Below are 14451 nucleotides of genomic sequence, written 5' to 3' on the forward strand. Positions count from 1 at the left end.
GTATTTAAAAGCTGTATCTCACGCTAAAAAATATATTCGCAACATTATTTGGAAGTTATGTAACTTATTTACTTTATTTCTAAGTTAAATTAGTTAAATCCAAATATCATATTACAGTTTGTGTAATGCAAATAATGATATTTGAAAACACGAAATCCAAATTAAATTAAGTAAAACACCAATTTTCATATCTAAAAACCAGTGTATTTTGCTGAAAAATGGGGTTTTGTGAATGAATTTCTGTATGGAGAACTTTTACAGTAGTATTTTTTACAAGTTTTTAGTTGCCACTCTGCTTTTAGTGGGATCGGGGACAATGGTGTACAGCCATTTCAGCTCAACTTCATTTGATGATATTCCTTTGCAGGTGGACCACATGTCATTTACACAGTGTGCGAGAACTGCTGAACTCCGGGTGAGGGGCGGACTGCCGCCTTATCAGTATGTTTGGCAGAAAGATGGTGTGGAAGTGCAAGTTGACATCATTGCGGATGGTTCCATGTCCATTTTATCCATGGCCCAATCCGGGACCTACACAGTAACGGTATTTGACAATAGCAGCCCTATCCAGCAGCTGACACAGACCTTTAATTTCGTCGATAGCCGAAATTTCCAATACGATTTGGATTTTGAAAAGGACCACTACTGTGAGGGGCAGTCTTATGGCAAAATTGTGGGAAATATTGTCGGGGGTGCCGCCCCCTTTGCCTTTAATCTTTATGGGGAGCATTCCTCCAGCCCAGTATTTTCAGAAAGCGGAGTGGGCAGGGATGTTAACCTTAATGAAATTCCTTCCGGTGCCTACACTCTGGAAATCATCGACAATTCAGGATGTAGGGAGATTTTGGAGGTGGTTTTTGAGGAGATAGAAACATTCGAGCTGGCTTTGGATAACATACATCCAGAGGATTGTGATGCTAATGGAGCGTTCAGCTACTTTGTCGAAAATGGAGGGGACAATATTCAATACAGACTTTTTAGGATTACGAGTAGAATAGATGGAGCAGATCATCCAGCTTCTTCTTGGGTGAATGTAGAAGGGAACCATGTGCAGGTCGGCAGTTTGGTGTCTGGGCTTTACGAGCTCCATGTGATTGATGAATACCGAAGAGAAGACTGCCCAGAGAAGATAAGTATTGAAATTCCTGACTGGAGAAGGATAGAAGTTGGAGTGCGAACGAGTCCAGTAACATGTTTTGGTGGAAATGATGGGAATATTATTTTAGATTTTCACAGGATAAATAGACACATGGATGGCCAACTTGGCCCTCCTCAAAATCTTCGAATATACCGGACACCTCCAGGTGGAACAGAAATACATGATCCAAATCGTTCTCTTGGATTGGGTAACAATCCTTACTGGGAATATGAAAATATGCCATCTGGAATACATAAGTTCAGAATTGTGCAGGGAGGAAATCAGGTTACAGATTGCTGGCTTCATTTCGAAGTAGAAGTAATGGCCCCTGAGGCACCTATTTCAGTTGGGGAAATTTCAAGTACCCCAGTGTCATGTTTTGATGGTACTGATGGTACGGCTACGGTAATTGCTGAAGGCGGCTGGGGAGGCTTTACCTACAAGTGGAACGATCCTGCCCAACAGGAAACTCCAACGGCAAAAAATCTTCGTGCTGGAACTTACGAAGTAACGGTGAGAGACAAAGAAGGTTGTGAAGAGGTGTTTTCTGTGGAAGTGGTTGGCCCTCCGGGTCTGATACAGGCGACTTTTAATACGGACCCAGCTACATGCGTCGGTACTGCTGACGGAAATGCGACTGTAACCGCTTCAGGGGGGTGGGGCGGTCCCTATACTTATTTGTGGAGTAATGGTCAGGAAGGTCAGACCGCTACAAACCTCCCCCCTGGGGAGAATTTTGTTTTAATCACTGATGATAAAGGTTGTACTCAGGAGTTCCCCTTCAATGTTCCGATTGCTGAAGTTCCAGGTGTGGAAGTTAATCCCATCGCCCCCATCTGTTATGCGCAGGACAATGGAGAAATCCATGTTAGAATTGATAATGATGAGCACAATTATCTGACGACTGTTAACGGCGAAACCAAGGCGGGTAATAATATCGCCTTCAATAATCTGTCCCCTGGTACGTATGAAGTAATAATCAGTTATGGGAATGGTTGTGAGATTATCGAATGGGCCACAGTTCCTGATATCTTGGAGCTTCGAATAGATAACAGTGAGCTTAGAAGGGAACATGTGCTTTGTTATGGAGAAGAGACGGGTTCCATCACGGGGGTTAGAGCTGTGGGAGGAAACGGTGGTTATCAATACGAGTGGAGAAAAAATATAGGAGGCAACTTCGTCAAAATTGAGGGTGAGGAGCAACCGGATATTTTTGGTATCGGTGCAGGATCTTATAGACTTTATGTAACTGATGCTAAAGGCTGTTCCCTTTATGAAGTTTATACCATCAATCAACCAGGCGAATTCAAGTTGGTGGATAAGACATTTACCGATGCAAGCTGTTTTGGGTCCAGAGACGGAAGTGCGGCTATCGTGATTTCTGGGGGGGTAGCCCCTTATACCTATAGCTTCAATGGCGGTACTGAAGTGACCACCCCCAATGTTTTGCTTTCCATTCCCAATCTTCCGGCAGGGGAGGGAAACGTGATCCAGATCCGTGATGCCAACAATTGCCAGTTGACACCCATCATTTTCGAAATCGAGCAACCTGATGAAATCATCATCGAAAAGCTGGAACTTCAGCCTGAAAGCTGTTTCAACGGCCGGGATGGTTTTATCCATTTGGACATAAGCGGAGGCTCAGGTGATCTCGATATCCGCTGGACAAGAAGGGGGAGCAATAGCACCATCGGGACCGAACAGGAAATCGACGGTCTGGGCCCCGGTGAGTATGTGGTAAGGGTGAGGGACCTGAATAACCCTAATTGCGAGGTTACAAGGGAATATACCATAGAGGGAACCCCGGAGCTTTTAGCTGTGCCTACTATTGAACATATTTTATGCTTTGGTGAGCAGGATGGAGCCATTAACCTGGATATCTCCGGGGGTACCTTGACGCCCGGTGAGGACTATTTTATCACATGGGAGGGGCCAGACGGCTTTAGCAGTGTGGAGCCTAATATTTCCGGGCTAAAGCCGGGAACTTACTCGGTAACCATCCTTGATTCCAAGTCTTGCCAATTCTCCATGAGCAACCTGGTGGTGAGAGAACCGGCCGGCCCAGTAGAAATCAACCTGATCAATGCCGTAAATCCAAGTTGCCACAACGGCACTAATGGTCGAATAGAGGTAAACCTAAACGGCGGTACAGGGGTAAAAACAATTTCTTGGTATAAATTCAACGGCAGCACATATGAGCAAGTACCGGGGACGACCTCAACGCTAGCCGGATTAGCGCCTGGAAAATATATGGCGGAAGTAGTTGATCAGAATGGCTGTGTAGACGATTTGGAAATCGAATTGATCAACCCTGATCCTTTGACCATCACAGTGGTGGAGGAAACCAACCCGACCTGTTTTGGGGTAAATGATGGAAGCATCAAAATTGATGTGCAGGGGGGAAGCGGCGGCCCTTACAATTACTCCTGGAGCCATGGTTCCAGCCGTCAGGATCCTGTAAACCTTGGCGGTGGTACCTATACCGTCACGGTAAGGGATGGGTATGGTTGTGAAGTCACTTCAGAGGAGATCACCTTGGTGGAACCAGCTCAGCTGGGCATCACGGTGGCTGCAATCCTGGATCCGCAATGTTTCGGCTCACCCTCCCATATTGAAGTCAACCTACTTGGAGGTATCGAAGGGCAGAGAAATACCAAATGGACTAACTTAACCACCGAAGCAGTGGTAGCTGAAGGTGAGGGGATCAATAAAATTGAAAACCTTACCCCCGGATTTTATGAACTGAGATATTCAAACAACGGCTTCTGCGAATTGGTAAGAATCTTCCAGGTTAGAGGACCATCGGAGGCACTGGAATTGGTGATCGATATGGAGGCCAATTCCTGCGGGCCGGAAAGCATTGCGCTTTTTGCAAAAGGAGGTATACCAACATATAGGTTTGAATATTTCAACGGAACAGATTGGGTAAGAGCCACTAATGCCGTGATTTCATCCTTGAACGCTGGGGATCATGAATTCCGTGTAGTGGACTCCAAAGGCTGTAAAGACGAGAAAACTATCACCTTGACTGACAATGCCCCCGCATTTGTCCATGCCGAAAAGGTTCAGGACATCAGCTGCTGGGGAAGAAATGACGGGGAAATCCTGTATGAAATCCGTGGCGCTACTCAATACAGCTGGCTGAAATCTGCCGGAGGATCCAATTGGGAAGTTGTGCCGGGGTATGATTTCATTGACACTAATGAAGGTGAGCAGAGATTGCCCAACCTCACAGAGGGTTTCTATAAATTAAGAGTTTTTTATAATGAGGATGATGATTGCTTTGAGGATAGTGAGGATATTGTCATTATAGAGCCTATAGATTTTGAGTTAGTCAAAGCCGAGGAAACTCAGCCGGTTTGTTGGGATGAAAATGGGACTTTCGTCATCTCCGTAGATGGAGGCAATGAGGATAAAAGAATCATCCTGACCTATCCGGATAATACTTTCCAGACTATTGAAGATGTCAATAACAGGACGGATTATATTTTCACCGATTTGCCAAGCGGGGATTATTCCTTTGTAGTGGAGGACGTAAATTGTGATCCTCTCACCGGTTCTTTCCACATTGAAAGTATACAGCGTCCGACAGTGGATGAAGTTTTGGTAGATGATGTCACTTGTCTCGGCGCAGCGGATGGAAGGTTTATCTTTGTGAATCTACTTGTTGAACATGGAAGAAGTTATCAGGTTTTCGTGAATGGTTCTTCCGAAACTCCTATGGTAGAAGGAAACAAGCTGATCTTCGGCCCTAAAACACCCGGACGCTATATTGTCAACATTGTGGATGCCTTGGGCTGTTCCTCTGAAGATTTTGTCATCGACATTGAAGAGCCAGAAAGGGAGCTTGAGATCACCTCGTTTGTCAAAACCGACATCACCTGTTATGAGGCTGGTGACGGTAAGGCAACTTTTGAAATCTTTGGGGGCAGGGAAACTTACCATGCTGTCTTGACCAAAGTCGGTGACAATACTTTCAGCGAGGAAATTGAAGGCATCAACGAAGGAAACCCTGTTGTTTTTGATGGGCTTGAGGTTGGGGATTACCATATTGAGGTGACTGACCAGCAGGAAAACTGCCTTGACACCCAGACTTTCACCATCAACACGCCTGATCCATTTATCGCTCAGGAGAATTTTGGTTTAATCCTATGTTTGGGCGGCACCACCTTCATCGAGGTCAATCTAAGTGGGGGTATTGCGCCATTTGATGTGAAATATTTCTCCCTCAATGAAAATGGGGATAAGTTTGGGGAATTCTCCCACCTGATCAATGGCAACCGAAGCGTATATAATAATGTAGGTGCTGGCACGTATGTCTATGAAATCACGGACAGAAACGGTTGTCTGGTAGCATCAGAATCCCCAATTGTTATTGCTGAGGGCCAGGAGCTTGAATTCACATTTACCGCTGAGGAAGAAACCTGCTACAACGGCTTCAACGGGCAAATTGAAATCAATGCTGAAGGCAGTAATGACGGAGAATACATTTATTATGTAAATAACCGAGCCTACACCAATTCGGTCATCAACGGGCTGGGCAAAGGTGAGTACCAAGTGTATGTCATGAATGCAGACGGTTGTATCAGCCCGGTGCAAACGGTGGTAATTGATGGACCGGAGCAGGCCTTTTCTTATAGCCATTATAGTCAGACAAATTTAAGCTGCTTTGAATCTGGAAATGGAACCATTAGCCTGCAGCTAACTGGTGGGACAGCACCTTACACAGTTTCTTTGGAAGGACAGGATTATACCCTGACCGAAAACGAGATGAAGGTTTTTGAAGGCTTGGAGGCTGAAAAACAATATAACTTTGACGTTGTGGATGCTAACGGGTGTGCATTGGTACTTTTCCCACGCACGCTTACCCAGCCTGACGAGCTTAAGGTCACGCACAGATTTCAGGACATCCTTTGCTATGGAGGGACTACTGAAATCCAGCTTTCTGTGCAGGGCGGTACACTTCCTTTTTCAGTTGCTTGGGAATATTCCCAGGACAATGTCACATTCACCCAACTTTCAGAAACTGGGCGTACCCTTTCCAACGCCTATGCGGGATATTATAAATATGTACTTACAGACGATAAAGGCTGTGAGTTTGAAGATGAAATCCATGTTCCGCAACCGGATTTACTTGATTTTGACTTTGATGTCACCGATGTAACCTGTTTCCGTGGGGAAGATGGTAGCATCCGCTTTACACCGGAGGGTGGACTTGCAGGGGATTACCGTCTGTTTGTCAACAATAGAGAAGTTGCAGCCGTGGGTGGAGTTTTTGAAATCAGGGATCTTAAATTCGGTGACTACACGTCCTATTTTACCAGAGGTAACTGTATCAGTGAAACAAAAACTATCAGGGTAAACCAGCCCTTGGCGGGAATTTCTGTCAACCTGCAATATCAGGAAGATGTAAGATGCTTTGAGGGAACCACCAATGTGGTGTTTAACATCCAAGGTGGAAACGGCATCTACACGGCATATTTAAATGATAGAGAAATTACCCTAGAGGGTAATCAAATCATATTTGATGAGGTGCCTGCCGGAAATTACCAACTTCGGGTGGTGGATCAAAAGGGTTGTGATTGGAATGATGAGATCACCATCACCCAGCCTGAGCCTATACAGATTTCCCAAGCAAATGTCACCCAAACGACCTGCTTTGAAGGAGGAGACGGACAAATTGATATAACTGTTACCGGTGGGACAGGTGTGATCCGATACCAATGGACTAACCTGGAGTCTGGCGACATGATCGGCAATACCAATAGGGTAGGCAATCTTGCCGAAGGCGAGTATGAAGTAAGAATCTATGATGATAGAGGCTGTGAGATTTTTGAAAAATATGAAATCACGGCACCTGAGGAAATCACTTTTGAGGTAGATGTGGAGGATGTACTTTGCTTCGGAGGAAATACTGGAAGCATCACCATCAAAAATCCTCAAGGAGGAAGGGGAAATTACCGACTGGTTATTGACGGAATTTCCAGAACAGGCCTTTCTACCAATAACTTAAGGGCAAAGCAGACTTATCAAGTTTGGCTAATGGACGGTACCGGAGTGTGTAGTTCTGATATTATCGAAGTTGAGATTAAGGAGCCGCCTTTGCTGACTGTAAGCGCTACAGGAACTCCTGAAACCTGTTACAATGCCAATGACGGAACGGCCGCTTTGACCATTGCTGGTGGTGCAGGCGGAGCTGTGGCAAGATGGTCTGATGGAGGGGTGGGTCCTCTAAGGACTAACCTATACCCTGGTATGTATCAGTATGAAGTCACGGATATCAATGGATGTAGAGTAGTAGGTTCAGTAAGAATTGAAAGGGCTGAACCGATCCAGGTGGATTCCCAGATTTCAAACATCTTGTGTTTTGGAGAAAGTACCGGAAAAATCGAATTGGACATCACCGGCGGGACGGGGACGTATTCTTATGAATGGAAAAATTTAGCTACAGGCCAAGCGATTTCTTCGGAAAAGAGTTTGACCAATGTGTCTGCTGGGGATTATAGGGTTACGATCACGGATGAAAATGAATGTACAATTGGCAGGACTTTTACCCTCACCCAACCTTCCCAAGCCTTATCAGTGGATGCCCTTGTGTCTGATGTCCAGTGCCATGGGGATACAAATGGCGAAATCAGATTGCTCTTGGAAGGTGGTACGGGATTCCGTCACGTAAGATGGCATGATCTACCCACCACGGATGAGTCTCATGTTAGAAACAGGGAGGAACTGCCAGCTGGAGATTATACAGTTACTGTGACGGACGCGAATAATTGCCAGGTGACCGAAACCTTTACAGTAGAGGAACCCGCCAAACTTATCGTCACAACTGTGGCGCAAGAGGATGTTTCCTGTAAAGGTGGGGAAGATGGCTCTGTGAAAATCTCCGTTGAGGGAGGTGCAGGGGCGCCGATCATCACTTGGCTTCATAACGGGAGCAGAAGTTTAGAACAAACGGGACTAAAAGCTGGGACCTATATCGTCAATGTGACCGACAGCAGAAATTATTGCTTGGTGCAGCATGCGGTAGAAATTAAGGAACCTGCAGCGCATTTGGCTGCTGAAGTAAACTTGGAGCTTGAAACCTGTGGTGACCAAAATACCATGATTGCAGAGGTTATTCCTTCCGGCGGCAATGGTGACTATAGATATGAGTGGAGATTTGCCGGTACCGAAACGGTGATTGACAGAAACCAAAGAGCCCTTGGATTGGCTCCTGGAGATTATGAGGTTACCGTAATCGATGCCAAAGATTGTGATATTGTCAAAACCGTTACCGTATTTGATGCCAATCTGGAATTTACGGCTACTCCTGCTCCAGCACTCTGCTTTGGAGATGCCACAGGCGCCATCACCATTTCCGACATCAGAGGCGGCACAGGTGATTATACCTGGGAAGTCAATGGGGTAGAAGTGACTACCGGCTTCACCCGATCAGGATTGTCTGCCGGCGTTTATACCGTTACGGTGAGAGACTCTATGAATTGTTTTGTGGTGGAAAATGAAGTGGAAGTGGGACAGCCTGATCAGCTTGGTTTTGCTTTTGAAAACCTCCAGCACGAAACCTGTTATCTGGCCAAGAATGGTTCGGTAACAATTGTTCCGCAAGGTGGCACCGGAGATCTTAATATCCGTTGGGATAATAATTCCACCTCTTTCACAAGAAATAACCTGGCTCCGGGTAGGCACACATTTGTTATTACTGACCAAAATTGCCGATTGGACGGTGAAGTGTTTATTGAGGAGGCTACCCAAATTTCTCTCACGCAGGAAATCGTATCGCCTGTTTTGTGCTTTGGCGACCCTACCGGAGAAGTGGAAATTTCCGTTGAGGGCGGAGCAGGTGGTTATACTTTTAAGTGGTATAGAACCTCCGACATGGAGACCGTCATCAGCGAGGAGCAAAACCTCACCGGCGTAGTGGCCGGCAATTACAGGTTGCATGTTTCTGATGCAAACGGCTGTACCATAATCTCCAGGGTGTATCAAATCACCCAGCCTACTATAGCACTTTCTGCGCGAGCAGATGTTACACACATCAGCTGTTTCAGAGCAGATGATGGACAAATCAGGGTTATTGCCAACGGCGGTACGGGTGACAAAACCGTCACTTGGGAGGATACCGATTTCGAAGGGGAAACCAGAAGTGGCCTTTCTCCCGGTACTTATAAGTATACCGTCAGAGACAAAAACAACTGTGAAATCCACGGCGAAGAAACCATACTTGAGCCTGAATTGCTCGTGGTTGATCCTGAAATTACAGCTGTATCCTGTAAAGGTGGCAGCAACGGAGAAATTGAACTCATCGTCACAGGCGGCAGCGGCAGCTACTCGGTAATCTGGGAAAACAGCGGCAACAGCTCATTAAATAGAGCTGGCCTCAGAGCAGGTAGCTATACCTATACCGTTTCTGATGGCAAATGTGAAGTTTCTAACACGGTAGAAATTGCGGAACCCGAGTTTGAGCTTTCTGCGGAAGTTGTGGTGAGGCTGGAAACATGCGGAGAGCAATCATCCATGGTGGTGGAAGTCACTGCCCAAGGTGGAAACGGCAATTATACCTACACTTGGTCTGAGCCATCCTGGACGGGTAGCCGACAGGAAGGCGTACAGCCGGGCAGTTATTCTGTTACTGTTGAAGATGTAAAAGGCTGCGAAATCACCAAGACTTTTGATGTTTATGATGCCAACATCACCTTTACCGCCACCCCAACAGTTGTTCTTTGCCACGGAGGCAACACCGGATCCATTACTTTAAGTGACATCAAGGGTGGAGTGTCGCCTTACAAGTTTTTTGTAGCAGGAGTACAATTGGATGAAGGTTCATTTAGAAGATCAGGCCTGGTAGCCGGTACCTACAAAGTGGTAGTAGAAGATGCTAATGAATGCAGGGAAGAAATTGAAGTGGTAATTGACCAGCCGGAGCAGATCGGTTTTGAATTCGAAACCTTGCAGCATGAAACCTGCTTTAGCGCTGGTGATGGTGTGGTGGAGATTAGAGCTTTTGGAGGCGTTGGTGAATTGAGTATTGTCTGGGATAATGGAAATAGAGATTTCCTCCGGGAAAGCCTGAGCCCAAGAACCCACACTTTCAGAATCACCGATGAAAACCAGTGTTTCTACGACGGAGAGGTGACCATTCAGGCGGCAACCCAGATGAGGTTTACCCAAGAGGAGCTGGTTCCGGTTTTGTGCCATGGTGATGAAACGGGTGGTGTAAACATCAGCGTATCCGGTGGCAGAGGTGATTACAGCTATAACTGGTATTTGGCTTCCGACACCCAAAGAGAAAATGTAATCAGCACGGATAGAAATCTTGCCAATGTAGAGGCAGGCAGCTATCTGGTTGTGGTTACGGATTTAAGTGGATGTTCTATTGATAGGACTTTCCAGGTCACCCAGCCTGCAGCGAAATTGGCGGCCAGCCATACATTTGAAAATATCTCATGCTTTATGGCGGGAGATGGATGGATCACGGTGTCTCCATCTGGCGGAACAGGGATCAGAGAAGTTAGCTGGGAAGATACCGATGTGAAAGGGGCCACCCGAACCGGCTTAGAGCCGGGTACATATAAGTATACGGTGACGGATGCAAATCTTTGTACCACGATGGGACAGGTGACCATAACTGAACCTACTGAGCTAACAGTTACCCCCGAAATTAAGGATGTGACCTGTAAAGGAATGACCAATGGGGAAATTGAGCTCAAGGTTGAAGGTGGAAGCGGCGATTACTCAGTGATTTGGGAAAACAGCGGCAACAAGTCCTTGAGGAGAACTGGCCTAGCCGCCGGAACCTATACCTATACCGTTTCTGACGGCAAATGTGAATTTTCCGAAACGATTACAATTGAAGAACCGGAATTGGACCTAACCGCCCAAGTGGTGGCAAACCTTGAGGCTTGCGGTGAGCAATCCAGTATGGTGGCGGAGGTGACTCCTATCGGTGGCAATGGTGGATACCTATATGAGTGGAGGCTAAAGGGAAGCTTGGAGGTACTATTTACGGATGCCAGAGTTGAAGGGATTCCTGCTGGGGAGTATGAAATCAAAATCTTGGATGCCAAAGAATGTTTTATAATTGAGGAACTGACCGTATTTGATGCCAACCTCAGATTTGAAGCATCTGCTACCGATGTCAGCTGTCATGATGGGTCAAACGGTACGATCTCCATCAGCAACCGGGCTGGAGGTATAGGGTCTTATAAATGGTTTGTGGTAATTGACAATCAGGAAGTTGAAGTAGGCAGTGGTTTGACAAGGGGGGGCTTAAAGGCCGGCACCTACAAGGTGATTTTGGAAGATGCCATGTTGTGCCGTGTAGAACAACAAGTGGAAATTAAAGAGCCTGAGGCCTTGGGCTTCACCTCCTCGGTTCGAGACCAAAGCTGTTTCAATGTTCAGGATGGCAGGATTGAAATCATTCCTAGTGGTGGGGTGGGCAACTATTCCATCGTGTGGGATGATCCTGCTGGCAATGACTTTATACGTAAGGGGCTTGTTCCAAACCGCTATACCTTTACGCTCTATGATACAAATAATGAATCTCAATGTAATATTAAAGGAGAAATTTTTGTCCAAGGAGCCACCCAGATTACCATCGAAAGCGACCAGATACAACATGTGTTATGCCATGGCGATCAAACAGGTGGTGTCAATTTGGTGGACATCCAAGGGGGTACTGGGGGTTATGACTTTAAGTGGGTAAGGGTAAATCCGGACCTCTCTGAGACGGAGGTGGCTACCTCTCGTAACCTTGCCGAACAAAAAGCAGGTCGCTACAAAGTGTATGTTAACGATGGGAATGGCTGTACGATCAACAAGACATTTACGATCACCCAGCCCGATACCGAGTTAAGTGTTGAACCGATTGTATTTGATGCGAGCTGTTATGGAAAAACTGACGGGTCGATCAGGCTGATTGCTTCCGGCGGTTTTGGTACCAAGACTGTCAAGTGGGCCGACCTTTCCGATAATGATGAAGATCAGGGCAAGTTTGAGAGAAAAGAACTTTCCCCTGGCACTTACGAGGCCACGGTGACGGATCAAAACAATTGCTCAATTACAGAAAAGTATACGATAGAAAACCCTGAGGAGATTGTCATCAAGGTAATCGAAAAAAGGGATGTGCTTTGTCATGGTGAAAAAACTGGCATGATAGAGATCGAGGTGACCGGAGGAAGTGGGAATTTTGTTCCTAACTGGGGTCCATTTGGACAAGGGTACAAATTGGAAAATCTTGCCGCTGGGGATTATATGGTGACCATTTTTGATGGAAACTGTCAGAAGTTTGAAATCATCACAATTGAGCAGCCAGCAAGACGCTTAGAGGCAGAAATCACCGTGAAGGTAGATATCTGCGGCGATTCCAAGGAGATCTATGCCGAGGTGGAGCCTGATGGTGGGGTGGGGCCATATACTTTCCAATGGAATGATGCGGCCCAAAGCACCACAGCCAAAGTAGTAGATCTTGCGCCGGGTACCTATAAAGTGGTGATCACTGATAACAATGGATGTTGGATAGAAAAGGAAGTGGTGATGCCTGAGCCAAAGGAACCGATGACGCTTACTTTGGAAGGCAAAATGTCTGTATGCTTCAATGGAGACCAGGCAGAGATCGAAGCTCAGGTGGAGGGCGGCAGTGGAGACTTTGAATTCAAGTGGAGCCATAGTTCGACCTTGATTGGCAACAAGGCTACCAACTTGAATCCTGGAACTTACATTGTAAGAGCCATTGACAAGGAGACAGGCTGCTGGGTTGAGGAAAACTATTACATCGTCCCTATGGATCAAAAGATAGTCCGCCAAGCTGCCTTGCAGAATGTTAGTTGTGAAGGTGTAAATGACGGTACAGTCACATATGAAATGACCGGTTATCAGGCTCCTTTCACTGTAGATTTGATTGTCAATGACAATGTCATCAGAAAAATGAGGTTTACAGAGGATGTTTTTACCATCGACCAACTTTCTCCAAGGGGGTATGCAGTAAAAATTGAGGACGCCCTAGAATGCTCTGTAAACAGGACCTTTACTATTGAGGCGCCACAGCCGCTGAAGATTTCTGAAAATAGAGTTACTCAGCACATCTCCTGTCATTTCGCCAATGATGGCAGAATATTCCTTCCGGTGACCGGAGGAATTGGAAGCTATGTGTATGAGTGGCAGAAAGAAGGCGAGGAGGAAATCTTTACCACTACCCTGCCCGAAAGGAAAAACCTGGGTCCTGGCATTTATTCCGTGACAGTTTCCAGTGGGGCTTGCTCCATTACGGAGGTGATCGAAATCATTGAACCTCCATTGTTGGAAATGACGGAGCAATATTCTGAGATGCTGGAATGTAATGGCAGCCTAGAAGGATTTATCCATATAGACGCTAAAGGTGGCTGGGGAACCAGGGAAATCTTCTGGTCGGATGATGAAGATGAAAAAAGCTACTCTAGGTCTGGTCTTCCTGCTGGTGTCTATGAGGTGAGGGTAGAAGATGAAAATGGCTGCTATGTTGAAAAAACAATTACCATCGAAGAACCTGAAGAAATTGATGCCTACCTCACTACCTCTCTTGAGGTAGACTGTGAGGAAAGAACAGTGGTTGGGAAAGCCTATCTTACTGTTACAGGCGGTACTGGAGAATACCAAATCAACTGGAGCAATGGAGAGCAAAATGTGGATGAAATTTCATTCACCCAGGACGGCAAATTCTCGGTAACCATACTTGATGAAAACGGCTGTATGGAATATGTGGAAACGGTAATTGAATTCCCTCCATCTTTTGCCACTGCAGACTTCAGTTATACGGTTATAGAAACGCAGACAACCAACGGCGAGGTGTTGCTGGGCGACCATATACAGTTCAATGACCTGTCCTTAGGAGATATCGTTTCGTGGGAATGGGAATTTGGAGATGGCATCACCAGCAATGAACAGGAACCGAAGCACAGTTATGCCCAAACTGGTTTCTACACCGTGAAGTTATCTGTGGTAGATCAATTTGGATGTACTTCTATTCACGAAATGGAAATCCAGGTGTTGGCATCCTACAGGGTGCTGGTGCCGAATGCCTTCACGCCAAATGGTGACGGGCTGAATGATACCTTTAAGCCAATGTATCGTGGCGTCGAGGATATCGAATTCCATATCTTCAATAAGTGGGGAGACTTGATTTATTCTGCTTACAGTATGGAAGATCCAGGATGGGACGGTACGGTAAGAGACCGCATGAGCCCTAACGGTAACTATGTGTACAAAATCTATTTCACCACCAAAGAGGGTGACCGCAAATCCCAATCAGGTGTATTCCTGCTGATCAATTGATA

Annotated in this window: 1 protein-coding gene; it reads left to right on the forward strand. The window is 46.1% G+C overall.

Annotation, left to right across the window (positions count from 1 at the left end; all coding sequences use genetic code 11):
• Positions 1 to 244 precede the first annotated feature (244 nt).
• Positions 245 to 14449 (forward strand): T9SS type B sorting domain-containing protein, encoded by a 14205-nt coding sequence (locus tag FPL27_RS01590; protein ID WP_185974262.1) that lies wholly within the window; start codon positions 245 to 247, stop codon positions 14447 to 14449.
• The last annotated feature ends 2 nt before the right edge of the window (positions 14450 to 14451 follow it).

This window comes from Litoribacter populi, assembly GCF_007483685.1.
GTDB classification, from domain to species: domain Bacteria; phylum Bacteroidota; class Bacteroidia; order Cytophagales; family Cyclobacteriaceae; genus Litoribacter; species Litoribacter populi.